The 25063-nt window shown below is 68.4% G+C and carries 20 protein-coding genes and 1 tRNA gene; 10 read left to right on the top strand and 11 right to left on the bottom strand.

Annotated elements, in window-relative coordinates:
- The first annotated feature begins 255 nt into the window (after positions 1–255).
- The 5 genes from ACT53U_RS19020 (at position 256) to ACT53U_RS19000 (ending at position 5213) form a co-directional block, all read left to right on the top strand.
- Positions 256–1233, top strand: coding sequence for an ABC transporter ATP-binding protein (locus ACT53U_RS19020; protein ID WP_476157465.1), 978 nt, complete (start codon positions 256–258; stop codon positions 1231–1233).
- 59 nt (positions 1234–1292) lie between these two features.
- Positions 1293–2585, top strand: coding sequence for an ABC transporter substrate-binding protein (locus ACT53U_RS19015; protein WP_476157464.1), 1293 nt, complete (start codon positions 1293–1295; stop codon positions 2583–2585).
- 76 nt (positions 2586–2661) lie between these two features.
- Positions 2662–3561, top strand: coding sequence for an ABC transporter permease (locus ACT53U_RS19010; RefSeq protein ID WP_476157462.1), 900 nt, complete (start codon positions 2662–2664; stop codon positions 3559–3561).
- A 1-nt stretch (position 3562) separates the two neighbouring features.
- Positions 3563–4465 (top strand): ABC transporter permease, encoded by a 903-nt coding sequence (locus ACT53U_RS19005; protein WP_476157461.1) that lies wholly within the window; start codon positions 3563–3565, stop codon positions 4463–4465.
- 7 nt (positions 4466–4472) lie between these two features.
- Positions 4473–5213 (top strand): aspartate/glutamate racemase family protein, encoded by a 741-nt coding sequence (locus ACT53U_RS19000; RefSeq protein WP_476157459.1) that lies wholly within the window; start codon positions 4473–4475, stop codon positions 5211–5213.
- Between the two features lie 4 nt (positions 5214–5217).
- On the opposite strand, the gene ACT53U_RS18995 is transcribed toward ACT53U_RS19000, so the two are convergent.
- Genes ACT53U_RS18995 through ACT53U_RS18985 form a run of 3 tightly spaced genes read right to left on the bottom strand, consistent with a single transcriptional unit; the run spans position 5218 to position 9520 of the window.
- The gene (locus tag ACT53U_RS18995; protein ID WP_476157457.1) at positions 5218–7842 is read right to left on the bottom strand and encodes an ATP-binding protein; all 2625 of its coding nucleotides are present in this window, start codon (positions 7840–7842) and stop codon (positions 5218–5220) included.
- A gap of 37 nt (positions 7843–7879) precedes the next feature.
- Positions 7880–8407: a putative pterin-binding protein gene (locus ACT53U_RS18990; RefSeq protein WP_476157455.1), complete on the bottom strand. Its 528-nt coding sequence runs from the start codon at positions 8405–8407 to the stop codon at positions 7880–7882.
- 60 nt (positions 8408–8467) lie between these two features.
- On the bottom strand, positions 8468–9520 hold the full coding sequence (locus tag ACT53U_RS18985) for an HD-GYP domain-containing protein (RefSeq protein WP_476157453.1): 1053 nt from the start codon (positions 9518–9520) through the stop codon (positions 8468–8470).
- A gap of 342 nt (positions 9521–9862) precedes the next feature.
- Here ACT53U_RS18985 and ACT53U_RS18980 point away from each other — a divergent pair, with 342 nt between their 5' ends.
- The 3 genes from ACT53U_RS18980 to ACT53U_RS18970 all read left to right on the top strand — a co-directional run bounded on the left by ACT53U_RS18980 (position 9863) and on the right by ACT53U_RS18970 (position 14251).
- A complete protein-coding gene (locus ACT53U_RS18980) occupies positions 9863–10453 on the top strand; it encodes a TetR/AcrR family transcriptional regulator (protein WP_476157451.1) in 591 nt (196 codons plus the stop codon).
- Positions 10454–10638: 185 nt separating this feature from the next.
- A complete protein-coding gene (locus ACT53U_RS18975; protein ID WP_476157449.1) occupies positions 10639–12246 on the top strand; it encodes a carboxyl transferase domain-containing protein in 1608 nt (535 codons plus the stop codon).
- A 10-nt stretch (positions 12247–12256) separates the two neighbouring features.
- The gene (locus ACT53U_RS18970) at positions 12257–14251 is read left to right on the top strand and encodes an acetyl/propionyl/methylcrotonyl-CoA carboxylase subunit alpha (protein ID WP_476157447.1); all 1995 of its coding nucleotides are present in this window, start codon (positions 12257–12259) and stop codon (positions 14249–14251) included.
- A gap of 28 nt (positions 14252–14279) precedes the next feature.
- On the opposite strand, the gene ACT53U_RS18965 is transcribed toward ACT53U_RS18970, so the two are convergent.
- The 7 genes from ACT53U_RS18965 to ACT53U_RS18935 all read right to left on the bottom strand — a co-directional run bounded on the left by ACT53U_RS18965 (position 14280) and on the right by ACT53U_RS18935 (position 20633).
- Positions 14280–14996 carry a B3/B4 domain-containing protein gene (locus tag ACT53U_RS18965; RefSeq protein ID WP_476157445.1) on the bottom strand — a complete coding sequence of 239 codons (717 nt, stop codon included), beginning with the start codon at positions 14994–14996 and terminating at the stop codon, positions 14280–14282.
- Between the two features lie 72 nt (positions 14997–15068).
- Complete coding sequence (locus ACT53U_RS18960) at positions 15069–16169, bottom strand: DUF2336 domain-containing protein (protein ID WP_476157443.1); 1101 nt, start codon at positions 16167–16169, stop codon at positions 15069–15071.
- A 194-nt stretch (positions 16170–16363) separates the two neighbouring features.
- Positions 16364–16777: a DUF805 domain-containing protein gene (locus ACT53U_RS18955; protein WP_476157441.1), complete on the bottom strand. Its 414-nt coding sequence runs from the start codon at positions 16775–16777 to the stop codon at positions 16364–16366.
- A 169-nt stretch (positions 16778–16946) separates the two neighbouring features.
- Positions 16947–17022, bottom strand: a tRNA-Glu gene (locus tag ACT53U_RS18950).
- A gap of 289 nt (positions 17023–17311) precedes the next feature.
- Positions 17312–18760 (bottom strand): NAD-dependent succinate-semialdehyde dehydrogenase, encoded by a 1449-nt coding sequence (locus ACT53U_RS18945; RefSeq protein WP_476157439.1) that lies wholly within the window; start codon positions 18758–18760, stop codon positions 17312–17314.
- A gap of 156 nt (positions 18761–18916) precedes the next feature.
- Positions 18917–19210 carry a hypothetical protein gene (locus tag ACT53U_RS18940; protein WP_476137721.1) on the bottom strand — a complete coding sequence of 98 codons (294 nt, stop codon included), beginning with the start codon at positions 19208–19210 and terminating at the stop codon, positions 18917–18919.
- Positions 19211–19235: 25 nt separating this feature from the next.
- The gene (locus tag ACT53U_RS18935; protein ID WP_476157437.1) at positions 19236–20633 is read right to left on the bottom strand and encodes a patatin-like phospholipase family protein; all 1398 of its coding nucleotides are present in this window, start codon (positions 20631–20633) and stop codon (positions 19236–19238) included.
- Between the two features lie 219 nt (positions 20634–20852).
- Between ACT53U_RS18935 and ACT53U_RS18930 the strand changes: the two genes are divergently transcribed.
- Positions 20853–22328 (top strand): DUF1800 domain-containing protein, encoded by a 1476-nt coding sequence (locus tag ACT53U_RS18930; RefSeq protein ID WP_476157435.1) that lies wholly within the window; start codon positions 20853–20855, stop codon positions 22326–22328.
- The gene (locus ACT53U_RS18925; protein ID WP_476157433.1) at positions 22325–23557 is read left to right on the top strand and encodes a DUF1501 domain-containing protein; all 1233 of its coding nucleotides are present in this window, start codon (positions 22325–22327) and stop codon (positions 23555–23557) included. Before ACT53U_RS18930 ends, ACT53U_RS18925 begins: the two co-directional genes overlap by 4 nt.
- A gap of 171 nt (positions 23558–23728) precedes the next feature.
- On the opposite strand, the gene ACT53U_RS18920 is transcribed toward ACT53U_RS18925, so the two are convergent.
- The gene (locus ACT53U_RS18920) at positions 23729–24577 is read right to left on the bottom strand and encodes a hypothetical protein (RefSeq protein ID WP_476157431.1); all 849 of its coding nucleotides are present in this window, start codon (positions 24575–24577) and stop codon (positions 23729–23731) included.
- Positions 24578–25063 lie beyond the last annotated feature (486 nt).

Genomic DNA, 25063 nt, shown 5'->3' with positions numbered 1-25063 from the left:
CGCCCTGTGCATCCAATATAATCCGCGCGACGCTGCGACAACCGGCAATTATTGTATACAATGTTGTCGTACTTCGTGTGCATATGCCTCTTTTTCAGGCATGAACGTCCCTGCCCGCCGCGCCGGCAGGCACCGGCGAAATCGGGGAAAACCCTGATCGATCAAGGGCGCCACCGCCCATGTCCGCCTTGGCACGCCGCTTGCGAAATCTCCGTCGACCCTTCCGGTCCCGCGCCTCTCGCAGACGGAGCAAGCATGGCCCAGCCCGCCGCCCTCGAACTCGCCGCAGTCACCCGCCGCTGGGGCCCCGTGACCGCGGTCGACGGCATCGACCTGAAGATCCCCGCCGGCACCTACTGCTGCCTGCTGGGCCCGTCGGGCTGCGGCAAGACGACGACGCTGCGCATGATCGCCGGCCACGAGACCGTCTCCGACGGCGACATCGTGCTCGGTCATTCGAACGTCACCGACCTCGAGCCGGCCAAGCGCGGCACGGCGATGATGTTCCAGTCCTACGCGCTCTTCCCCCACCTGAGCGTCCTCGACAACGTCGCCTTCGCCCTCAAGATGCGGGGCGTCGACAAGCCGACCCGCCACGGCCGCGCCCGCGAGCTGCTCGACCTCGTGGCGATGGCGCCTTACGCCGACCGCCTGCCGTCGCAGCTCTCCGGCGGCCAGCAACAGCGCGTCGCACTCGCCCGCGCCCTCGTCACCGAACCGCAGATCCTGCTGCTCGACGAACCGCTCTCCGCCCTCGACCCGTTCCTGCGCGTCAAGATGCGCACGGAACTGAAGCGCCTCCAGCGCGAACTCGGCATCACCTTCATCCACGTCACCCACGGCCAGGAAGAGGCGATGGCGCTCGCCGACCTCGTGGTGCTGATGAACGGCGGCCGCATCGAGCAGCAGGGCACGCCGCGCGAGATCTTCAACGCGCCGAAGACCGAATTCGTCGCCCGCTTCATGGGCGGCCACAACGTCGTGACCATCGGCGAGGCGAAGTTCGCCGTGCGCTCGGACCAGACCCGTCTGATCCCCGGCGACGGACCGCGCCCCGCCTTCGTCCGCACCACCGAATATCAGGGCACCCACGTCCACGTCGCCGTCACCACCGCCGACGGCGCCGAACACCTCGCCCTGATCCAGGAAGCCGAATTCGACCGCGCGCCGCTCGAACCGGGCGCGGTTGTCTCCATCGCGTGGGACGAGGCGAACGCCCACCCGCTCGCGTGAATTCCGACCCACTTCTTCGGCCTCGCCGTCGGCGACGCCTCACCTCGGGAGACTGCCAGATGTCCGACGTGACTTCCAAGACCACCGGCCTCGATCGCCGCTCGTTCCTGAAGGGCGCCGCCGGCGTCGCCGGCTTCGCCGCCGGCTCGGGAGCCATCACCGGCTTCCCCTATGTGAAGTCCTCGGAGCCGAAGGTGCTGCGCTACCTCGGCACCGCCGTCAACGAAGGCGACGACATCGCCAAGAAGTGCTTCGCCGACACCGGCATCAAGCTCGAATACGTCACCGCCACGACCGACGACGTCACCAAGCGCGTCATCACCCAGCCGAACTCCTTCGACGTCCTCGACACCGAGTACTTCTCCCTCAAGAAGCTCATCCCGTCGGGCAACATCCTTCCGCTGAACGCCAAGAAGATCAAGGAGTTCGACAACATCACCCCGGTCTTCACCAAGGGCCAGCTGCCCAACGGCAAGAAGATCGGCGGCCAGGGCACCGCGCCCTGGAAGGTGCTCTATCTCGAGGGCGAGAACTCCAAGACCTTCGCCAAGGCGCCGACCGAGTTCGTGACGCTGATCCCGACCGTCTACAACGCCGACACGCTCGGCATCCGCCCCGACCTGATCAAGCGCCCGATCTCGTCCTGGGCCGAGCTCTTGAACCCCGAGTTCAAGGGCAAGGCCTCGATCCTGAACATTCCCTCCATCGGCATCATGGACGCCGCGATGGTGGTGGAAGCGACCGGCCAGTACAAGTATGCCGACAAGGGCAACATGACCAAGGCCGAGATCGATCTCACCATGAAGATCCTGACCGAGGCCAAGAAGGCCGGTCAGTTCCGCGCCTTCTGGAAGGACTTCAACGAGTCCGTCAACCTGATGGCCTCGGGCGAGACCGTCATCCAGTCGATGTGGTCGCCGGCCGTGACCAAGGTCCGCTCGATGGGCATCCCTTGCGTCTTCCAGCCGCTGAAGGAAGGCTATCGTTCGTGGGCCTCGGGCTTCTGCGTGTCGAAGGCCGTCTCCGGTCCGAAGCTCGACTGGGCCTACGAGTTCGTCAACTGGTTCCTGTCGGGCTGGGCCGGCGCCTATCTCAACCGCCAGGGCTACTACTCGGCCGTCCTCTCGACCGCCAAGGCCAACATGGAGCCCTACGAGTGGGCCTACTGGATGGAAGGCAAGGCGGCCGAGAAGGACATCCTCTCGCCGTCGGGCCAGCTGCTCGAGAAGGCCGGCGCCGTGCGCGACGGCGGTTCCTACGACGACCGCATGGGCAACGTCGCCTGCTGGAACGCCGTGATGGACGAGAACGACTACATGGTCCGCAAGTGGAACGAGTTCATCGCCTCGTGACGCTGCGCCGTCCCTGACGCCTGCCCGCCCGGAGCGATCCGGGCGGGTCCTCCCGCCGCCGCCGAGGAGCGACGCGATGAAGTTGGTCACCATCCCCGCGACGATCACCCGCCACATGGTGGCCTGGGCCCAGGCCGCGCCGCTGGCGCTGGTCTTCCTCGCCTTCTTCCTGATCCCGCTCGCCCTCGTCGTCATGGTCTCCTTCTGGGACTACAACGACTGGGAGATGATCCCGACCTTCTCCGGCCGCGGCTACACCGAGAGTTTCGAGGGCTGTCTGACCAAGCTCCCCGAAGCCTGCACCATGCTGAAGACCTACGGTCAGACGCTGAAGTTCTGCTTCCTCGTCTGGGCGCTGACGCTGGTGATCGGCTTCACCGTCGCCTATTTCCTCGCCTTCCACGTCCGCTCGACCACCTGGCAGATCGCGCTGTCGCTGCTCTGCACGATCCCGTTCTGGACCTCGAACGTCATTCGCATGATCGCCTGGATCCCGCTCCTCGGGCGCAACGGCCTCGTCAACAAGGCGCTGGTGGGCGCGGGTTTCGTCGACAAGCCGGTGGAATGGCTGCTCTATTCCGAGTTCTCGGTGGTGCTGGCGCTGGTCCACCTCTTCACCTTCTTCATGGTGGTGCCGATCTTCAACTCGATGGTCCGCATCGACAAGGCGCTGCTGGAGGCCGCCCGCGACGCCGGCGCCACGGGTTGGCAGACGCTGTGGAACGTCATCGTTCCCCTCTGCAAGCCCGGCATCGTCATCGGCTCGATCTTCGTCGTCACCATCGTCATGGGCGACTTCGTGACGATCGGCGTGATGGGCGGCCAGCAGATCGCCTCCGCCGGCAAGGTGGTCGAGACCCATCTCAACGCCCTGCAGTTCCCGGTCGCCGCCGCCAACGCGGTGATCCTGCTCGGCGTCACCCTGATGATCATCGCCGCCATGTCCCGCATCGTCGACGTGCGCAAGGAGCTGTGAGATGACCGACGCCCGCCCGCGCGCCTTCTATCTCCTGGCGGCCTTCTTCACGGCCTATGTGCTCTTCCTCTACGGGCCGATGATCGCGATCTTCGTCCTGTCGTTTCAAGGAGCCGACGGCGGCCTCACCTTCCCGATGAACGGCGTGTCGCTGACCTGGTTCCGCAAGCTCTTCGAGGGCGGCGGCATCGTCGACATCGCCGCCGCCTTCTGGCGCTCGATGAAGCTCGGCCTCGTGGTGATGCTCTTGACCGTGGTGATCTCGGTCTCCGCCGGCCTCGCCTTCCGCCGGCGGTTCCCGGGCTCGGCCTTCCTCTTCTACGTCGCGGTGGCGAGCCTGATCGTGCCGTCGATCGTCACCTCGCTCGGCATCGGTCTCGAGTTCCGCCTGCTCGACGATCTGGTGAAGCACCTCGCCGACGCCTACGGCTGGGCCGACGTCCAGCGCCACTACACCACCGCCATGGGCCTCTTCACCTCGGGCCTCGGTGCGCATCTGACCTGGACGCTGCCTTTCGGCCTGCTGATCATGTTCGCCGTCTTCAACCGCTTCGACCCGCGCTACGAGGAGGCCGCCCGCGACCTCGGCGCGACGCCGTGGCAGACCTTCCGCCACGTGGTGCTGCCGATCATCCTGCCGTCGGTCGTCGGCATCGGTCTCTTCGGCTTCACCCTGTCGTGGGACGAGATCGCCCGCTCCAGCCAGGCGATCGGCTCGGTCAACACGCTGCCCCTCGATCTGCAGGGCTTGACCACCACGGTGACGACGCCCGACATCTACGCGCTCGGCACGGTGACCTCGGCGGTCTCCTTCCTGGTGATCGCGCTGACGCTCTCGACCATCCGCGCCATCGCCTCCCGCCGCACCCGCCACGGCGACGATTCCGGCTCCGGCCTCGTGTGAGACCCCCATGCTGATCCATCTGGTCAATCCCAACACGACCGCCTCGATGACCGAGAAGGCGGCGCTCGTCGCCCGCGCCGTCGCGAGCCCCGGCACCGAGATCCGCGCCGACGAGAGCCGCACCGGCCCCGCCTCGATCGAAGGTCCCTTCGACGGCGCCATGGCCGTGCCCGGCATGCTCGCCCGCGTCGAAGAGGCGATCGCCGCCGGGGTGGACGCCCATGTCGTTGCCTGTTTCGACGACACCGGCCTCGACGCCGCCCGTGCGCTGTCGCCGAAGCCGGTGATCGGCATCTCGGAGGCCGCCTTCCACGTCGCCAGCCTCGTCGCCGAGAAGTTTTCGGTCGTCACCACGCTCGCCCGGTCGGTGCCGACGATCGAGGCGAACCTCGCCCGCTACGGCCTTTCCTCGCGCTGCGCCCGGGTGCGCGCCGCCGACGTCGCGGTGCTGGAACTGGAGGAGCCGGGGTCGGACGCCTGCCGCCGCATCTCCGACGAGATCGCCCGCGCCCTCGTCGAGGATCGCTGCGAGGCGATCGTGCTCGGCTGCGCCGGTATGACCGATCTCGCCCGAGAGTTGTCGCAGACCCACGGCGTGCCGGTGATCGACGGCGTCGCCGCGGCGATCACGCTGGCCGAAGGGCTGGTCAGGCTCGGTCTCGCGACCTCGAAGATCGGCGGATGGGCCGCGCCCCTTCCCAAGGCATGGGAAGGCCCCGCCCTCCTGCGGATGCACGGCGCCGCGTGACGCCTCAGGCGCAGAGCGCCGGCAGGGTGTGCGCGGCGCGCCGTTCCTCGTCGGCGACCATCGCCTGCTGACCGGTGAGCACGCTCGCCGCCAGTCGGCCGAGTTCGTCCGGCCGCCCGAGGCCGTTCGCCCTGAGCGACGCGATCGCCGCGACGATGCCGACCGCACCGAGATTGGCGGCTGCACCCTCGAGCGTGTGGAGCACCCGGCGCACCGTCTCGGTGTCGTCGTCGCCGTGGGCGGTGCCCAGTTCGTCGATCAGATTGGTCGCATCGGCCCGGAAGATCGCCCCGAGCTCGGCGAGCCCCTCGACGCCGATCGCCTCGGCGAGTCCGTCGCGGCGGGGTCCGTCGAGCACGTCGGCGGCGGCCGGTTCGACGGCCGTCGACGGCACCGGGCGTCCGATCGGTTCGCAGAGCGCCGGCAGGGCGGGCGCATCGACGACCGACAGCGGGAAGCGATCGAGCACGGCGGCGAGCTTCGCCCGTGTCACCGGCTTGGAGACGAAATCGTCCATGCCGGCGGCGAGGCAGGCCTCGCGGTCGGAGGCAAAGGCATTGGCGGTCAGACCGACGATCGGCAGCGCCCGGCCCGGCCCGTCGCCGGCGCGGATCGCCCGCGTCGCCTCGAGCCCGTCCATCTCGGGCATCTGCATGTCCATCAGGACGATGTCGATGCCGCCCTGCGCCAACCGCTCCACGGCCCGCCGGCCGTTGTCGACCACTTCCGCCGCGAAGCCGAGCCGCGACAGGATGCCGACGGCGACGGTCTGGTTCACCCGATTGTCCTCGACCACCAGCACCCGCCCGCGCGGCAGGGCACCTTCGGCGAGACGGGTCTGCGGGCCGAACCCGGTCGCCCGAGGCAGGGCGGCGGTCGCCGCCGTCGTTCCGGCGACGCGATGGGCGAGGACCGTCGCGAGACGACGCGTGGTCAAGGCCCCCTCGACGACGTCTGCGACCTCGCCGGCGAAACGACGCGCGCCGAACCCGAAGACCACGACCTCCTCGCGCCGGTCGCGACCGCTCTCGCCGCGCATCCGCTCCCAGGTCGCCACGTCGGCGATCGTGATCCGCCGACGTCCGGCCTCGGGAACGGCCGCACCGCCACCGGCGACGACCGCGAAGAGACGCCCGATCGCCCGCTCGACGATCGGCGTGTCGGCCGCGACCCCGAGCGCGAAGGGAACGTTCGGCGCACCGACGTCGCTCTCGCCGATGCGCTCGACCGGGATTTCGAAGCGGAACGTCGTGCCCCGGCCCTCCCGGCTCTCCACCCGGATGTCGCCGCCCATCGCCTGGACGATCCGGCGGGAGATGGCGAGCCCCAGCCCCGAGCCGCCGAAGCGCCGGCCGATCGAGGCATCGGCCTGGGTGAATTCCTGGAACAGCCGCTTCTGGTTCTCCGGCGAGATGCCGATGCCGGTATCCTCGATCAGGAACCGCAGCGTGCACGAGCCGTCGCGCCGGCCGATCTCGAAGACCCGGATCGCCACGGCGCCGTGGTCAGTGAACTTGACGGCATTGCCGACCAGATTGACCAGCACCTGCCGGAGACGCGTCGGATCGGTGAGATGGCGCGCCATCGGATGGGCCGCGACGATCGCCAGCCCCTTGGCCTCGGCCCTGGGCGACAGCATGTCGACGACGCTCTCGACGATCTCGCCGAGATCGGTCGGGCGGCTCTCGAGATCGACCTTGCCGCTCTCGAACTTGGAATAGTCGAGGATGTCGTCGATCAGGCCGACGAGACCGTCGGAACACTGGCGGATCATCCGGAGCTGTTCCGCCTGTTCGGCCTCCAGACGACCGCCCGCCAGCAGTTCGGACAGGCCGACGATGCCGTTCAGGGGCGTACGGATCTCGTGACTCATGGTGGCGAGGAAGGCGGTCTTGGCACGGTTGCCGGCCTCGGCCTCGGCAGCCGACTGCGCCAGTTCCTCGGACAGGCGTTGCAGGCGGAAACGCGTCGCCTCGAGCTGACGCAGCTGGCGCCAGATCAGCACGATCACGGTGGCGAGCGCGAGCGTCATGGCCGCGATCACCCCGGCGAGCATCTGATAGATGCGCGAGGTCTCGACGCGGTCCAGCGCCTTGAGGTCGGCGAGCACATGATGGGTCTGGGTCAGCAGCGTCTCGGTCGTCTTGCGCAACGCATTCGCCGCCTCGGCCAGAGCGTCGATCTCGCCCGGTGCCGCCTTTCCGGTCGCCGCCATCCGATCGAACACCGGCGCCATGCGCCGCACCGCCTCGCCCAGGGCCCGCACGGGTGCGACGAGCCGCGGATCGTTGCGGAACTTGGAGGCGAGATCCGCCTCCTCCATCACCACGTTGCGCGAATAGAGGATGTCGAAGCGCAGCAGAATGTCGTCGATCGGCGCACCGATCGGCCGATGCGACGCGCCGTGCAGCGCCTCGCCGAGGCGCACGACCTCGCGATCGGTCTGATAGGCCGCCCACATCGCATCCTCGCGGACGGAAGCGGCGACCGACTGGTTGCGCACCCACAGGGCATGGAACGTCCCGAGCACCGCGCCGAACAGCATCAGGCCGGCGAAGAGCATCGCCACGATCGCCTTGTTGCGGCGGATCGCAACGATGTAGGCGCGAAACAACCGATGCCCGTTCATTCCCGGCTCCCGTTCGATCCGACGGTCGACCGGAGGTTCAGCGAACCTCGATCGACTTCACCTGCCACGCGGACCGCGCGAAATAGGTTTCGTTCCACAGACCCCGATCGGCATCGAACGGGTAGATGACGAAGATCGGCCCCTTGTCGCGCACCGGCATCGGCCGGCCGTCGCGACGGGTGGCCAGGATCACCGGCCACTTTCGGAAATCCTCGATCGGAACGTCGACGGCATATTCGTTGAGCGCCACGATCCGGAGCATCGTCCCGCTCGCCCCGACCTTGTCGAGGAGAGCGGCACCGAGCGGACCTTCGAAGCGCGTCTTGCCCTTGGTCCAGGGCGTCTCCGTCTCGGTGACGCGCCGGGGCAGAGCCTCGAGCATCGTCATGTCGAAGGCCGCGGTCTCGCCGACGTTGGTCTGCGAGATCTTGCCGGTGACGGTCAGAACGGGTTCTCCGGCAGGCCGGGCGAGCGGCGCCGCCATCGACGGCAGCACCGCCAGAACCACGGCCGCGACGGAAAAGGCGGCGAAGGTCAGAGCCGCCGAGCGACGATTGGGCGTCATGTGGTGTCTCCGATCGGCCGATCGGCCGCCGTCAGATCGCGACGATGGGGTGGATGGTCCTCAGGCCGCCGAAGCTTCCGCTTCGTCGCAACCGCCGGCGATCGCGGCGATCTCGTCGAAGAAAGAGAGGAAGACCTCGACCAGCATCGGGTCGAAATGCCTGCCTGCACCCTCGACGACGAAGGCGCGTGCCTTGTCGAGCGGCCAGGCGTTCTTGTAGGGGCGGACCGACCGCAGGGCGTCGAACACGTCGGCGAGCGCGGTGATCCGGCCTTCGAGCGGGATCGCTTCGCCGGCCAGCCCCTGCGGGTAGCCGGTGCCGTCCCACTTCTCGTGATGGCTGATGGCGATGTTGGCGGCGAGCTGGAGCAGGCGCGAGTTCGAGCCCTCGAGGATGTTCCAGCCGAGTTCGGCGTGGGTCTCCATGACCTTCCGCTCCTCCGCCGACAGCGGACCCGGCTTGAACAGGATCTCGTCGGGGATGCCGACCTTGCCGACGTCGTGCATCTGCGCGGCGATCTCCACCAACTGCGCATCGCATTCCGGCAGGCCGACGCCGCGGGCGAGGATGCCGCAGATCCGCGACATGCGGGCGATGTGGTCGCCGGTGTCGGTGTCGCGCCGTTCCGTCGCCCGCGACAGGCGCCAGATGACCTCGCGTTCGCGATCGGCGAGTTCGCGGGTCTTGGCCGCGACTTCGAGGTCGAGTTGCTCGGCACGCGCCGACATCGCCTTCTGCGCCCGGCTGAGCGCCAGGAGGTTGCGCACCCGCACCTTGAACTCGAGCGGCTCGATCGGCTTGGAGAGAAAGTCGGTCGCCCCCGCCTGCAGCGCCTCGAGGCGGACCGACCGTTCGACGATGGTGGTCACCATGACGACCGGCACCATCGCCTGACGCGGGATCTGGCGGGCGCGACGAATGAACTCGATGCCGTCGATGCCCGGCATGACGTAGTCGACGAGAATCAGGTCGACATCCACCTCGGCCAGAGCTTCGAGCGCCGCCAGCGGATCGGTGAAGGCCATGGTGTCGCTCTCGTCGAGGCGCCCGACCAACTGGCGGAGCAGAACGAGATTGGCGACGCTGTCGTCGACCATGAAGACGGTGTGCATCGGCGGTTCCTCCCCGATTTTTTTCTGCCGTCAGGTAACGCATGAATTTTCTGCAAACTCAATGCAATTCAACTTCGACGCCAAACGATAGACTTTGAGCGGTAAACAGACATTCAAACCAATCGAAGAAAGAGGGCGCCTCAACGCGAAAATACAATGACGCTGCGTCAGGGAATTGGTTTATAATTTGATAATTACGTATGAATACAAATATGAAGAGCATTGTTTCAAATTGTATATTCTCGATCGACACCAGCCTTGACGGTCCATCGCCGCGACGCGATCGGCGCTTGCCGGATCGCCCCTCGAAGCCGTAATGCTCATGGCGAGGAGATCGTCGGCATGGCGCGCACGTTGGGTTCGGTGGGAGAGAAGACCTTCGAGGCGATCCGGGCCGCCGGCACCCGCCTGATCTGGCAGCACGGCTTCGAGGCGATGAGCCTGCGCCGTCTCGCCGCCGAGGTCGGCATCCAGCCGGGATCGCTCTACAACCACTTCGAGACCAAGCAGGCGCTGCTGTTCGACATCGTGCGCACGCACATGGAGACGCTGATCGCCCGCCTCGACGAGGCGCTGGTCGGCCACGACACCCCGCGCGACCGGCTCGTCGCCTTCACCGCCTTCCATGCCCGCTATCACATGATGCGGCGCATGCAGGTCTACGTGGCGAACTCCGAGCTGCGCAGCCTCGACCCCGAGAACCGCGCCGTGATCGTCGCCATGCGGCGCGACTACGAGCGCCGGCTCGAGACCATCCTGGCGACCGGCCGCGACGCCGGCCTGTTCCGCGTCGACGACCTGCAGATCACCACCTATGCCCTGATCTCGATGATGACCGGCATCTGCGAGTGGTACCGCCCCGAAGGCCGCCTCGGCGAGAGCGAGCTGGTGACGCTCCACGTCGACCTGGTGCTGCGCGCCGTCGGGGCGTGAGCCCTCCGACCAAGAACGCAGCCCCCTCTCCAGACCCCCGTGGATCCGCCCTTCCGCCCCCTTGACAGCGCGAAAATAAAAAACGAACGTTCGTTCATATCGCGCATCCGAACCGTCGGCCTCTCGGGAACCTTCGGAGGGACAACGGATGCCGTCGGCGGCCCGGTCTGTCGGAGGAAACGTTCATGTCGGTCATCTCGGACGGGCTCGACCGTCGCGCGCCCGCCCATGCCGCCAATCGCGCGGCGCTCGAGGTGCGGCTCGCCGAACTCGAAGCCCGCGTCGCCCGCGTCGTCGAAGGCGGCGGCCCCTCGGCCCGCGCCCGCCACGAGGGTCGCGGCAAGCTCTTCGTGCGCGAGCGCATCCGCCTGCTGCTCGATCGCGGCTCGCCCTTCCTCGAGATCGGCCAGCTGGCGGCGAACGGCATGTACGGCGACGAGGTGCCCTCCGCCGGTCTCGTCGCCGGCATCGGCCGCGTCTCGGGCCGCGAATGCATGGTCGTCGCCAACGACGCCACGGTGAAGGGCGGCACCTATTTCCCCGTCAGCGTGAAGAAGCACCTTCGCGCCCAGGAGATCGCCGCCAAGAACCGGCTGCCCTGCGTCTATCTGGTCGACAGCGGCGGCGCCAACCTGCCCAACCAGGACGAGGTCTTCCCCGACCGCGACCACTTCGGCCGCATCTTCTACAATCAGGCCCGCATGTCGGCCGACGGCATCCCGCAGATCGCCGTCGTCATGGGCTCCTGCACCGCCGGCGGCGCCTATGTGCCGGCGATGTCCGACCAGTCGATCATGGTGCGCGACCAGGCGACGATCTTCCTCGGCGGCCCGCCGCTGGTGAAGGCCGCGACCGGCGAGATCGTCACGGCGGAAGACCTCGGCGGCGCCGACGTCCACACCCGCACCTCCGGCGTCTCCGACATGATGGCCGAGGACGACGCCCACGCCCTCGGCCTCGCCCGCCGCGCCGTCGCCGGTCTCGCCCGGCCGAAGCCGGCGGGACCCGAGACGCGCGCGCCCCGCGATCCCCTGCTCGATCCGGACGATCTGCTGTCGGTGGTCTCGGCCGACCCCAAGCACCCGTTCGACGTCCGCCAGATCATCGGCCGCATCGTCGACGGCTCGGAGTTCGACGAGTTCAAGCCGCTCTACGGCACGACGCTGGTCACCGGCTTCGCCCACATCTGGGGCTATCCGGTCGGCATCGTCGCCAACAACGGCATTCTCTTCTCGGAGAGCGCGCTGAAGGGCGCCCATTTCGTCGAACTCTGCGCCCAGCGCGGCATTCCGCTCCTGTTCCTGCAGAACATCACCGGCTTCATGGTGGGGCGGAAATACGAGGCCGGCGGCATCGCCAAGGACGGCGCCAAGATGGTGACGGCGGTCGCCTGCGCCGACGTGCCGAAGATCACGGTGGTGATCGGCAATTCCTTCGGCGCCGGCAACTACGGCATGTGCGGCCGCGCTTACGACCCGAACTTCCTCTTCATGTGGCCCAATGCCCGCATCTCCGTCATGGGCGGCGAGCAGGCGGCGGGCGTCCTCGCCCAGGTCAAGCGCGACGCGCTGGAGGCCCGCGGCATCGCCTGGGGCCGCGACGAAGAGGAGATCTTCAAGGCGCCGATCCGCGCCCAGTACGAGGAACAGGGCTCGGCCTGGTACTCGACCGCGCGGCTGTGGGACGACGGCGTCATCGACCCGCGCGACACCCGCCTCGTCGTCGCCCTCTCGCTCTCCGCCGCCTTCAACGCCGCCCCGAAGCCGACCCGCTTCGGCGTCTTCCGTATGTGAGGGCCGCCCGATGACCACACCCGCGCCCCGCCCGCTCCGCCGCCTCCTCGTCGCCAACCGCGGCGAGATCGCCGTCCGCATCATGCGGACCGCCAAGGCGATGGGCATGGAGACCGTCGCCGTCTTCTCCGACGCCGACGCGAACGCCCTCCACGTCCGCTCAGCCGACCTCGCCCATCGCCTCGGCCCCGCCCCGGCGCGCGAGAGCTATCTCGATCCGCAAAAGATCCTCGCCGCGGCGCGGGCGACCGGCGCCGACGCCATCCACCCCGGCTACGGCTTCCTGTCGGAGAACGCCGACTTCGCCGAAAGCGTCGAAAAGGCCGGCCTGATCTTCGTCGGTCCACCGGCTTCCGCGATCCGCGCCATGGGCTCCAAGGCCGCCGCCAAGGCGCTGATGGAGAAGGCGGGCGTCCCCCTCGTCCCCGGCTATCACGGCGAGGACCAGTCCGACGCCACGCTCGCCCGCGAGGCCGTCCGCGTCGGTTTCCCCGTGCTGATCAAGGCGTCGGCCGGCGGCGGCGGCAAGGGCATGAAGGTGGTCGAGCGCGAGGCCGACTTCGCCGAGGCGCTCGCGTCGGCCCGCCGCGAGGCCAAGGCCGCCTTCGGCGACGACCGCGTGCTGATCGAGCGCTACCTCACCCGGCCGCGCCACATCGAGGTTCAAGTCTTCGCCGATGGTCACGGCCACACCGTCCATCTCTTCGAGCGCGACTGCTCGCTGCAGCGCCGCCATCAGAAGGTCGTCGAGGAAGCCCCCGCCCCCGGCATGACGGCCGAACGGCGCGCCCGGATCGGCGAGGCCGCCGTCCGCGCGGCCGAGGCCGTCGGCTATGTCGGCGCCGGCACGGTCGAATTCATCGCCGAGGGCGACGGCTTCTGGTTCATGGAGATGAACACCCGCCTCCAGGTCGAACACCCGGTGACCGAGTGCGTGACCGGCCTCGACCTCGTCGAATGGCAGCTCCGCGTCGCCCGTGGCGAGCCTCTGCCGCTGGCGCAAGGCGACATCCGCCTCACCGGCCACGCCATCGAGGCCCGGCTCTACGCCGAGGACCCGGCGCGCGACTTCCTGCCCCAGATCGGTCGCCTCACGCGCCTCGCCTTTCCGGACGGCGTGCGCGTCGATGCCGGCGTCGAGACGGGCGACGAGATCTCGCGTCACTACGACCCGATGATCGCCAAGCTGATCGCCCATGCACCGACCCGCGACGAGGCGATCGCCAAGCTCGCCGCCGCCATCGCCGCGACGGCGATCGACGGGCCGGTGACCAATCTCGACTTCCTCGGTCGGCTCGTCGCCCATCCGGGCTTCGCGAGCGACGCCCACGACACCGGCTTCATCGCCCGCCATGCGGCGGAGCTCCTGCCGAACCCGCCGGCCGATCCGCGCCTGACCATCGCCGCCGGCCTGATCCGTCTGGCGCTCGACGATCGCGACGCGGTGCGTGCCGCCTCCGACCCGTTCTCGCCCTTCGCCACCGCCGGCGCCTGGACGATGAACGGGCCCGCCCGCCGCGTCGTCACGCTCGGCCATGACGGCAGCGAGACGGAACTGGTCTTCCTGACCGACCGCGCCGGCACCCGCCTCCTCGGCGAGGCCGGGCCGATCCCCGTCGCCGCCCGGCTCGACGGCGAGCGTGCCACCGTCACCATCGGCGACACGCGTTTCGCGGCGCGTTTCACGACCGACGGCGCCGCCCTGAGCCTCGCCTCGCCGCTCGGCCGCGCCCGTTTCGTCGAGCGCGACCCGTACGAGGCCGCCGCCGCCCACCACCACCACGCCGATCGTCTGGTCGCCCCGATGCCGGGTTCGGTGGTGCAGGTGCTGGTCGAGGCCGGCACGACCGTCACCGCCGGCACGCCGCTGGTGGTGGTCGAGGCGATGAAGATGGAACACGTCGTCCGCGCCCCCCACGACGGCGTGGTGGAGGCTCTCCGCGTCGCCGTCGGCGACGTGGTGGCCGACGGCTTCGAACTGGCGGTGATGGCGGCGGAGGCGTGAGCGCGGGTCTCGCCCGCACGCCGAGGCCTCACACCCCGGCGACCACCGCGACCGGCGCGTCCGCATCGGCCACCGTCACCGCGGTCTTCCCCCCGCAGAAGCGCTCGATCAGGCCGCAGGCGTCCATGAGCGCCGCGTCGAGATCGCCGACACCCATCGACTGGATGGTCAGCACCACCCGCGCGGTCTCGGGCGTCACCAGCGATCGGGCGTCCTGGCGCCAGTTCCAGCGGCGGCAGAGGACCTTCTCGGCGTCGGTATAGACCACCTCGCCGGGCTTCGGCGCGGCGTCGGCCGGATCGGCGTCCGCCGCTCCCGACATGTCGAGGAACGTGTCGTCGGGGCGCGAGAAGCGGAAGAAGACGTCGCCCGCCACCCGGTCGAGATCGTCGGCGCCGATCGGAAAGACGTGGCTCGACGACACCGCGTTGTAGGCGTCGACGAAACCGTTGATGCGCGGCGCCTCGCGCTCGGCCAGCACGTTCTTCACCAGCCGTTCGACCGAGCAGCGATAGCGCGTCGAGGCGATGCCGAAGCGCTTGTAGGCGAGCCGCCACGCCCTGATGCCGGGGATGTCGCCGAGCTCGCGCCCGCCCCAGGCGGCACGCACCGCGGCCGCCCGCTCGCCGATCAGCGCATCGAGCGCCGCGGGGCGATCTTCAGGGATGGCGAGCCCGGTCGCGACGATCACGCCGACGCGGAATTCGGGGAAGGTCTCGGTCAGTTCGGAAATGTCGACGCGCATGGGTCCTCGGCCGGATCGATGATGCCGGTCGAGATTATGCGGGCGCGAGGGCACCCGGCAACCGACCTGTCGTCAGCCCGGCACGCCGGTCCAGCGACGAATGCGGGCGCGGGCCTCGTCGACGTCGGTGGTGGTCCAGGCCAGCATGGTGGCGGCGCGGGCGCGCGAATCGAGCCGGTGCAGCCACGGGCCGACCATCAGGATCTCCTGCACCGTCTCGCTCTTCAGGCCGATGGCGCGGGCGAGCGCCACGAAGGGGCCGGTGTCGAGCCCGACCATCATGTGCTGCACCAGTTCGAGCGGCAGGCGCGACAGTGCCGCGAGCACGTGGACGATCTCGGCGAAACGGTCGGTCTGGGCGAGCTTGCGGACGAAGGGATCGACGTTGTGTCGGACCTCGCCGAGGCGCGACAGCACGGCCGAGGCGGCGTCGAAGTCGTAGGGCTCGAGCCAACCCGCCTCCGTCACCCGGATCGAGCGGGCGACGTGATGGGTGATCTCGTCGGCGCGCGGGCGATCCTCGAGTTCGATCAGGGCGCGACGCACCTCGGTCGAACCGTTGGTCCTGAGGAAGTGGACGACCAGATCGGGCAGGTCGGACCGGCCGACCAGCACCAGACCGACGGTGCTGTCGTCGCGCGCCTGCAGCGACAGGCGGGCGAAGGCCTTGTCGGAGAGATGCGCCCCGACGTTCGACGTGACGACGCGGCGGACCTCGTCGTTGCCGCGCAGCACGAGGATGTCGCAGACCCGCATCGAGATGGTCGGGCGTTCGGCGATGGCGCCCATGTGGGCGACGCCGCAACGCTTGGCGATGTCGCAGAGGTCGTCGTCGCCGAGCGCCGGCGACAGCCGCAGGATCGGTCCGGCGACGTCGATGGAATCGTGAGCGAGGATCAGCAGCACCGCGCGCGGCGGAGCCTCGGCGGTGGCGATGCTCTCGGACAGCTCCAGCCGCGCCTCACGGCTCGACGTCGGCGCGATGCGGACGAGGATGGTGTCGAAACTCTCGATGTCGTCGCCGTCGAGCACCTTGGAGCCGACCTTCCACAGCCGCGTCATGGCGCGGGTGAGGCGATCGCAGAAGGCGGGCGTCGGATCGGACTGATCACCGATGTGTTCGGCCACACGGGCAAGATCGCGGGAAATGTTCAGGCTGGATTCGATCGACATTGCTCGAACGGCTTCCATTCGTCGGCGAGTGTCGATTGAACCTCTCGAGCGGTGTCGAAATCAAGTGTGGTCGTTGCTCAGGGTTTGCGAAGCGTGAACGCGAAAAGGCCGGCTTTTCAAACATTTCACGAGTAACCCAGCGTCAGCACGAAGTCGTGGGAGCGCGACCGACGGTCGCGCTCCACCGGTTCTTCTCAGGCGCCGACGTCGGCCGAACCGGCGAGCGGGTCGGGGCCGAAGCGGTTGTCGCCGACGGTTCCGCGCAGGCAACCGGCTTCGATGAAGTACCAGAGCGAACCGATCACCGGCACGAACTGGATCAGCACCCACCAGCCGGACTTGTCGCGATCGTGGAAACGCTTGATGCCGACGCAGACGCCCGACCAGATGGAGAAGGCGACATAGCCGAGGCCGAGCGCGATGTAGGGCAGCGCGGCGATGCCTTCGACATGGTAGGTGCCGTCCTCGCCGATCTCGCCGGGGAAGACCGTCCAGAGAACCGTGAAGACGACGCCGACGACGATGGCGATGATGATGTAATAGAGCGCCGCCAACCAGAACTTCGCCCGGTTGATGCGACCCTCGTGGGTCAGAAGAAGCTTTTTCATGTGCCCTCGCGTGACGCCGACGATCGGCGCGAGTGCGTAGAAGACCGTATGCCGCACCGCAGCACAAGCAGCGGCACCGTGCATAATCGTGGCGCATGCAAAGAAGATCGGCGAGACGAGCGAGGGCGACCGGCGAGGCCGGTTTCGCGTAGTCGCCGATCGGGAAAGATGGCGCTCCCTAGGGGACTCGAACCCCTGTTTTCGCCGTGAGAGGGCGACGTCCTAGACCGCTAGACGAAGGGAGCAGCGGTGCGGCGTTGGCCGGACGGGGGTCGATATAGCCGCCCCTCTCGCCCCACGCAAGGGCCAACGCGCATTTTCGTCGGCGAAATCTCGCCGGCATCCACAGATCGATGAAAAGGCGAGGTTTTCCGCCATTCTCGCCGAAGGCGGCGTGGCCGACTTCGATCGGATGCGGTAGCGGCACGCGCGGTCGGCGAGGCGAGGCCGCGCGCGCCTGCGAAAACGCGAACGGCGGCCCGAAGGCCGCCGTCCCGTTTCGTGTGACACGTCGCGCCGTCGTCTCGTTCGGCCTCACAGGCCGCCGAGGCAGACGTATTTGACGTCGAGATAGTCGTCGAGGCCGTAGTGCGAGCCCTCGCGGCCGAAGCCCGACGACTTCACGCCGCCGAAGGGCGCCACTTCCGTGGTGATGACGCCGGCGTTGATGCCGATCTGGCCGAACTTCATCTTCTCCGACATGCGGATCGCGCGGCCGAGGTCGCGGGTGAAGACGTAGCCGGCGAGGCCGTATTCCGAACCGTTGGCGAGCGCGATCGCCTGCTCTTCCGTCTCGAAGCGGAAGAGCGGCGCGACGGGGCCGAAGATCTCGTCGCGGGCGAACGCCATGTCGGTCGTCGCACCGGTCAGCACGGTCGGCTCGAAGAAGGTCTGGCCGAGGGCATGGCGCTTGCCGCCCACCGCCACCTTGGCACCCTTGGCAAGGGCGTCGGCGACGAAACTCTCGACCTTGGCGACCGCCTTCTCCTCGATCAGCGGGCCCTGGACGACGCCGGCCTCGGTGCCGGGACCGACCTTCAGCGCGGCGACGGCGGCGGTGAACTTCGCCGCGAACGTGTCGTAGATGCCGGCCTGGACGAAGAAGCGGTTGGTGCAGACGCAGGTCTGGCCCGAGTTGCGGAACTTCGAGGCGACGGCCTGCGAGACCGCCAGATCGACGTCGGCGTCGTCGAAGATCACGAAGGGCGCGTTGCCGCCGAGCTCCATCGAGACGCGCTTCAGCGCCGTCGTGGCGCGGCCGGCGAGCATGCGGCCGACCGCGGTCGAGCCGGTGAAGGTCAGCTTGCGCACCGCCGGGTTCTCGATGAACTCGTCGCCGATCGGGCCGGGCACGCCGGTGACGATGTTGACGACGCCGGCCGGCACGCCGGCCTTCTCGGCCAGGATGCCCCAGGCGAGGCCGGAGAAGGGCGTGAGCTCGGCCGGCTTGACCACGGCGGTGCAGCCGGCGGCGAGCGCGGCGCCGAGCTTGCGGGAGATCATCGAGGACGGGAAGTTCCACGGCGTGATCGCCGCAATGACGCCGACCGGCTCCTTGTTGACGAGGATGCGGCGATCGGCCCAGGGCGACGGGATGGTGTCGCCGTAGACGCGGCGGGCTTCCTCGGCGAACCAGCGGACATAGGCGGCGGAACCGCCGACCTCGCCCTTGGCCTCGGCCAGCGGCTTGCCCTGCTCGAGGGTGAGGAGCTCGCCGAGCGCATCGACGTTCTCGAGGATCAGGTCGGCGAGGCGATGGAGGATCGCCGCGCGCTCGGCCGCGGTCTTGCCCGACCAGGCCGGGAAGGCGGCCTCGGCCGCGGCGATCGCGCGGGCGACCTCGGCACGGCCGACCGACGGCACCGTGCCCAACACTTCGCCGGTCGCCGGATTGGTCACCGTCAGGGTGGCGCCGCCGTCGGCACCGACCCACTGGCCGGCGATCAGATTGGCTTCGCGAAGGAAGGGATTGCGGGCGGCCATGGGCGGCTCTCCTCGTTCGATGTCGGAAGGGGATGTCCGAAGGATCGACAAGAGGTAGCCACTGTCGGGCGATCGTCAAGGGGGCGCGCAGCCCCGCGCGGCGCGTGTTCGCCGAGCGAATTCCGGCGCATCGAGCGGCGACGACCGGACCGCGCGTCAGCGGTGGCCGTGGCCGTGGCTGCCGTGGAGATGGTCGCCGTGGTCGTGCTCGTGGGTGTCGCCGGCGCCCTCGTGCGGGTCGGCGTGGTCGTGCGCACCCTGGTGCAGATGCTCGTGCTCGTGGCCGTGCTCGTGCGTGTGGGTATGGGCATGCGGATGGGCATGGACGAGGTCGCCGTGGCGATGCTCGTGCACGTGAGTATGGGTGTGGGGATGAGCGTGGCGATGCTCGTGCGGGTGCGCATGCGGCTCGGGATGGGTGTGGCCGTGGGCGGAGGTCTCGTCGTGCATCGCGTGTCTCCCTGTGGCGGGGGCGTCAGCGTTCGCGTTCGTCGACCTTGGGGCCGAACACCTTGCGCACGACGCTCTCGCCCGCCTCGACCGTCATCTTGACCTGATCCGGCGCCAGTTTGAAGCGGGTCGGCACGCGGCCGAGCTGGGCGGCGCGCGCCGTCCCCAGATCCTCGAAGGAGACGCGGTCGAGCCGGATCGAGACGGCGTTGCAGTCCCAGCCCTCGGTCGAGCCGCGCACCTGCGACACTTCCTCGGGCGAGAGCGAGCAGCGCCACTGGCGCAGCCGCTGTTCCCACAGCTTCATCTGCAGGCGCATGACCTCGTAGGACGAGCGCACCGCGCTGTCGACGGCGGTGTCGGCGACGGCGTCGAGCAGTTCCTGGGCGTTGGGACCCTCGAGCGTCTTGGTCCAGTCGCCGGCGACGTTGCGGCCGGCGTCGACGACGATGAACTGGAAGTTCGACACCGAGATCGCATCGGCCTTGGTCATCGGCCGCCACGGCTCGCGGGCGGCGGCCATCTGGACGTTGAAGGCGGAGAGGCCCCAGTTGTCGGTGAGGCCGCCGTCGAGCAGCTTGACGTATTTGATCTTGTCGCCGTTGCGATAGTCCTCGAGCGCCTTGAGGTAGGCCTTGACGATCGGCGAGGTGTCGCGCGAATGGGCCTGGGCCTCGAGTTCGTCGGGCAGCTTGAAGCCGCACTTCTGCGACCAATTCTGCACCACGACGGGGGCGAAGACGATCGGCACGGCGGCCGACGCCGCAACGGCGTCGGAGATCGGATAGCTCTCCCAGTCCGAGCAGATCGCCGCGAAGGTGACGGGCTCGAAGACGAAGGGCGTCTTGGCGTAGATGTCGGAGGCGTTGATCCAGACGACCGGGCGGCCGGGGCGCGACAGGTCCTTCAGCGTGGCGTTGCCGAAGAGGTTGTTGCGCAGCCAGGTCGGCAGGCCCGAGCGGTCGTTCACGCCGCCGTCCATGGCGCGCATCATGTTGCCGACCGAATAGACCTGCGTGCGCAGGGATTCCTCGGCGTCGCGGTAGAGGAAGCGGGCCTCGAAGTCGGAGAGCGCGCCGCGCCCCTTGAGGCCGAAATAGGCCGCCGTCACCGAGCCGCCCGAAACGCCGGAGACGAAGCGGACCTGATCGATCATCGCGCCGCCGCCCGGCGCCTCGACCTCCGACAGGCCCTTCAGCACGCCGAAGGAGAAGGCGGCCGCACGCGTGCCGCCGCCGGAGAAGGCGAGCGCCACGATGGTCGGACGCAGCGTGTCGTCGCCGGCCATGGTGGCGACCGGCGTCAGACGCGGCAGGGTCGAGGGACGGTTGACCGGCGCATTGTCGATCGAGGCGCAGCCGACGAGGAGGCTCGCGAGGAAGGCGGAGGCCGCGAGGGCTCGCGCGAGGAACGGCTTTCGCATGGGACGACGGTCGACGCTGATCGGAGGGGGACGAGCGCCCTCAGTGCCGGGGGAATGCGGCAGGGAGAGGGCGGGAGCGGCCGACGGCGAGCGCAAGCCGTCGCGGCGATCGGCGAAATCGCCGGCGGATCGGATGCGATGATTTCACGAAATCGCCCTTCAATTGCTCCGTTTTGGGGAGAGCCTGACATTCCTGTCCCCGGTCGGGAGGAAAGACGCATGGTCGCGGGTCTCGATCCAGCCGGCGCGCTGGTCGCCTTTCAACGCTTCGGGCTCGGCGCCCGCCCCGGCGATCTCGCCGAGGCGGCGCGCGATCCGCGCGGCTTCGTCCGCGCCGAACTCGACCGCGCGGGCACGCCCGCGGTCGGCGCCGATCTGCCGACGACGGAGGCGGCGCTCGCCGCCCTGTTCGAGGATCAGGAGCGGGTGAAGGCCGAGCGCGAACGCACGGCGGCGATGGCGCCCCAGCCGACGACGCAGCCGTCGATGCCGGCCCAGACCATGATGCCGCCACCGGCGATGACGCCGCCGGCGCCCTCCCCCACCCCTGCCGCGAACGCGAAGCCCAAGCCGGCCGAGCCGTCGCTCGAGCAGAAGCTCTTTCGCGCCGAGGCCTCGGCGCGGCTGAAGGCGCAGGTGGACGCCGGCGTCGGCTTCGTCGAACGGCTGGTCGCCTTCTGGTCCAACCATTTCGCGATCTCGGTCGCCAAGGACCAGTTCGTCCGCGTCGCCGCCGGGCCGTTCGAGCGCGAGGCGATCCGCCCCCACGTGCTCGGCCGCTTCGCCGACATGGTGCGCGCCGTCGAGCGCCACCCGGCGATGCTCCACTATCTCGACAACCAGCAGTCCGTCGGCCCGGATTCGAAGGCCGGTCAGAACCGCCGGCGCGGCCTCAACGAGAACCTCGCCCGCGAGATTCTCGAGCTGCACACGCTCGGCGTCGGCGGCGGCTATTCTCAGGAGGACGTGACGTCCTTCGCCCGCGTCATCACCGGCTGGACGGTCGCCGGCCGCGACGGCAAGCAGGGGGCGCCCGGCAGCTTCGTCTTCAACGCCGCCGCCCACCAGCCCGGTCCCGCGACGGTCTTCGGCCGCACCTATCCGCAGGAGGGCGAGGCGCAGGGCGACGCGGTGATCGCCGATCTCGCCCGCGCGCCCGCGACCGCACGGCACGTCGCGACGAAGCTCGTCGCCCATTTCGTCGCGGATCGGCCGCCGCAGCGCCTCGTCGACCGCCTCGCCGCGGTGTTCCGCGACACCGACGGCGACCTGAAGGCGGTGGTGCTCGCCCTTCTCGCCGACGACGAGGCGTGGTCGGCGCCGGCGACCAAGCTGCGCACGCCGAACGAGTTCCTGGTGGCGATGATGCGGGCGACCGGCACGCTGCCGCCCGATCCCGGCCCGGTGCTCCACTCGCTGAACGCCCTCGGCCAGCCGCTGTGGCAGCCCTCCGGCCCCAACGGCTTTCCCGACACGGTCGCCGCCTGGGCGGCACCCGAGGCGATGAAGCTGCGCCTCGACGTCGCCTTCGCGGCGGCGGGCCGCGTGCGCGACATCGGCCACCCGATCAGCGTGCTCGACAGCGCGATCGGGCTCGCCGCCTCGCCCGAGACGCGCGAGGCGGTGGCGCGGGCCGAGACCCGGCAACAGGCGCTGACCCTCGTCTTCATGTCCCCCGAGTTCCAGCGGAGATGACCATGGACCGGACCGCTCTCTCCTGGGCGCCGACGCGCCGCACCCTCCTCGGCGGTGCCTGTGCCTTCGCCGCCTTCGGCGCCGGGTCGATCGCCGCACGCGCCGCCGACCGCCCCGATCCCCGCCTCGTCGTCATCGTTCTGCGCGGCGGGCTCGATGGGCTCGCCGCGGTCGGACCGATCGGCGATCCCGACTATGTCCGCCACCACGGCGAGGCGGCGCTGCGGCTCGACGGGGCGAAGCCGGCGCTCGATCTCGACGGGTTCTTCGCCCTCAATCCGGCGATGCCGACCTTCCACGAGCTCTGGCGCGCGCGCGAGGCGACGGTGGTGCATGCGGTGGCGACCGGCTATCGCGAACGCTCGCATTTCGACGGCCAGGACGTACTCGAGAGCGGCCAGCCCGCCCCCGGCCGGGTCGAGAGCGGTTGGCTCAACCGCGCCGTCGGCGCGATGATCGGCGCCCCCGTCCGCGGTCTCGCCGTCGGCTCGACGGCGCCGCTGGTGCTGCGCGGGTCCGCACCCACCCTCGGCTGGGCGCCGCAGATGCTGGCCCCGGCCGGCGACGCGCTCGCCGAACGCCTGCTGGCGCTCTACCGCCACACCGATCCGGCGCTCGGGCAGGCGCTCGCCGACGGGCTCGTGACCGATCGCATGGCGATGCAGGGCGGCCTCACCGGCGAGATGGCCAAGGCGCGCGGCGGCATGGACAGTCCGGCCGGCATGCGTCAGGCGGCGGCGGGCGCCGCCCGCCTCCTCGCCACGCCCGACGGCCCGCGCGTCGCCGCCCTCGCCTTCGACGGCTGGGACACCCACGCCGGCGAGGGGGTCAACGGCGGCAACCTCTTCAACCGCCTCGGCGGCCTCGACGGCGCCTTCGCCGAGTTCCGCTCGGGCCTCGGCCCCGCATGGCGCGACACGGTGGTCGTCGCAGTCACCGAGTTCGGCCGCACCGTCCGCATCAACGGCACGGCGGGCACCGACCACGGCACGGCGACGGTGGCGCTGCTCGCCGGCGGCGCGCTGAAGGGCGGCCGGGTGATCGCCGACTGGCCCGGCCTCACCGACGCCGCGCTCCACGAAGGCCGCGACCTGAAGCCGACCACCGACCTCCGCGCCGTCCTCAAGGGCCTCCTCGCCGACCGCTTCGGGCTGTCGGACAAGGTCCTGGCCGAGACGGTCTTCCCGGGCACGGCGGGCGTGGCGCCGATGAAGGGGCTGGTGGGGTGAGGGTGGGCTGGCCCGTAGGCGATTGACGACGATGTTGCGACTGGAACGCAGCCGGAGAGGAGGCGGGCGGCGCCTGGAATGGGCCGGGAGCGGTCGTTCGCCTCACAGGCAACATCGTGGGACTAAGCCGCAATTCGGCGCTGTGGCAGCGCAACCAGTATTGACGCTCACCTAGCGAAACCGTGAACCTTCGATCGGCCGCACAAAACTATAGCAACTAAAATCCGGGAAAACCAAAGAATCATCCATAGATCCAAGCCTGTAGACCTTCTTGCCACCAGTTCTTATAAAATTCGCCAATCGATCACAGAATTCTTCATCTACCGCATCTTTCATTCTTAGATAATAGCTTACTTCCAGGGACGAACCGTTCCGCACGACATATGGAATGATGGCACCATCACGACTCCCTATAGCCGCTAAATTTGCGGAAAGCGCCAATAGCGGAAGTGATTCTGGCCAAAATTTTCGAACTTCTTCTAGGGCTCTGGTTTTGAGATCGAGACCCCAGATGGTGACCCAGCCATCGACGATCCGTTCCCAAATGGGCTGATCAGACGCAGGCTCCCCAGACCAATATCGTTCGGCAAGCTCCTCCCATCCCTCGACAAGGACGTTCTTGTCGTCGCGCATCTTTGCGATCCAAGCAGCATCAACACGAGAAGAGCGGTCGGCCGATACCCCAGCATCTGTCAGGTATTCGGGGACGAAGTGAGCTGACCATTTGTCTTTGTCACAAACCTGAATAGCACTATCAATAGTATCAAATATAAATATGCCCGTAAGCCTAGAAACAACGGCTGGAAAGTGCCGCTCTCTAAAATCATCTAATCGAAATTCAGCCGAAGCTCTCATTTCGTTTCCATCTCGCAAGAGATCCGCCATACCAAAACTCAAGGCACCAGCGCGATCGGACTGCGGAAGGCATGACGGAGAATAGAAATTCGATCGAACTACATTCCAAGCAGCCATTGGATTTTCTATATTTATATAGAAAAATCCTTCAAAATTCTCTGACATCACCGCCCCTCTACCAAAAAGATTTACAGACAATTAAAGTCAAACTTTATAAACCTCATTGAAAAACAAAACAAGTGTCTTATACTGCCAGGTCCTAAACGACACCTCTTGGGGATTCACTTGGCTGCAAGCGTCCACGTTGTCTGGCAGCTTAAGATGGCGCTTTCTGCTATACATGCGACAAACTAATCGCTCGGCCGCGTGCTCATATGCCCCCTCCGAGTCACATCCAGCCCATTCTTGCCCCAAGAAAAAACAAAACGAGCCGGGGTCGCCCCCGGCTCGTCTCTCGTCTCAACCCGGGGTCTCGACCGTTCAGGCCTTGACCGTCTCGGCCACGTCCACGAAGGCGGGGATCTGGTCGAAGTTCATGTAGCGGTAGACCTCGGCCGTCTTGCCGGAGAGCGTGCCGACGGCGGCCATGTATTCTTCCATCGTCGGGATCTTGCCGAGCAGCGCGGCGACCGCGGCGAGTTCCGCCGAGGA

The organism is Pinisolibacter sp. DMC19 (genome assembly GCF_056313985.1).
Note: the sequence above shows the minus strand (reverse complement) of the source record. Positions and strands in the feature narration are given on the sequence as shown.

Coding starts and splice junctions, on each gene's coding strand:
- ACT53U_RS19020 (WP_476157465.1), top strand. CDS start 256: ATGGCCCAGCCCGCCGCCCTCGAACTCGCCGCAGTCACCCGCCGCTGG.
- ACT53U_RS19015 (WP_476157464.1), top strand. CDS start 1,293: ATGTCCGACGTGACTTCCAAGACCACCGGCCTCGATCGCCGCTCGTTC.
- ACT53U_RS19010 (WP_476157462.1), top strand. CDS start 2,662: ATGAAGTTGGTCACCATCCCCGCGACGATCACCCGCCACATGGTGGCC.
- ACT53U_RS19005 (WP_476157461.1), top strand. CDS start 3,563: ATGACCGACGCCCGCCCGCGCGCCTTCTATCTCCTGGCGGCCTTCTTC.
- ACT53U_RS19000 (WP_476157459.1), top strand. CDS start 4,473: ATGCTGATCCATCTGGTCAATCCCAACACGACCGCCTCGATGACCGAG.
- ACT53U_RS18995 (WP_476157457.1), bottom strand. CDS start 7,842: ATGAACGGGCATCGGTTGTTTCGCGCCTACATCGTTGCGATCCGCCGC.
- ACT53U_RS18990 (WP_476157455.1), bottom strand. CDS start 8,407: ATGACGCCCAATCGTCGCTCGGCGGCTCTGACCTTCGCCGCCTTTTCC.
- ACT53U_RS18985 (WP_476157453.1), bottom strand. CDS start 9,520: ATGCACACCGTCTTCATGGTCGACGACAGCGTCGCCAATCTCGTTCTG.
- ACT53U_RS18980 (WP_476157451.1), top strand. CDS start 9,863: ATGGCGCGCACGTTGGGTTCGGTGGGAGAGAAGACCTTCGAGGCGATC.
- ACT53U_RS18975 (WP_476157449.1), top strand. CDS start 10,639: ATGTCGGTCATCTCGGACGGGCTCGACCGTCGCGCGCCCGCCCATGCC.
- ACT53U_RS18970 (WP_476157447.1), top strand. CDS start 12,257: ATGACCACACCCGCGCCCCGCCCGCTCCGCCGCCTCCTCGTCGCCAAC.
- ACT53U_RS18965 (WP_476157445.1), bottom strand. CDS start 14,996: ATGCGCGTCGACATTTCCGAACTGACCGAGACCTTCCCCGAATTCCGC.
- ACT53U_RS18960 (WP_476157443.1), bottom strand. CDS start 16,169: ATGTCGATCGAATCCAGCCTGAACATTTCCCGCGATCTTGCCCGTGTG.
- ACT53U_RS18955 (WP_476157441.1), bottom strand. CDS start 16,777: ATGAAAAAGCTTCTTCTGACCCACGAGGGTCGCATCAACCGGGCGAAG.
- ACT53U_RS18945 (WP_476157439.1), bottom strand. CDS start 18,760: ATGGCCGCCCGCAATCCCTTCCTTCGCGAAGCCAATCTGATCGCCGGC.
- ACT53U_RS18940 (WP_476137721.1), bottom strand. CDS start 19,210: ATGCACGACGAGACCTCCGCCCACGGCCACACCCATCCCGAGCCGCAT.
- ACT53U_RS18935 (WP_476157437.1), bottom strand. CDS start 20,633: ATGCGAAAGCCGTTCCTCGCGCGAGCCCTCGCGGCCTCCGCCTTCCTC.
- ACT53U_RS18930 (WP_476157435.1), top strand. CDS start 20,853: ATGGTCGCGGGTCTCGATCCAGCCGGCGCGCTGGTCGCCTTTCAACGC.
- ACT53U_RS18925 (WP_476157433.1), top strand. CDS start 22,325: ATGACCATGGACCGGACCGCTCTCTCCTGGGCGCCGACGCGCCGCACC.
- ACT53U_RS18920 (WP_476157431.1), bottom strand. CDS start 24,577: ATGTCAGAGAATTTTGAAGGATTTTTCTATATAAATATAGAAAATCCA.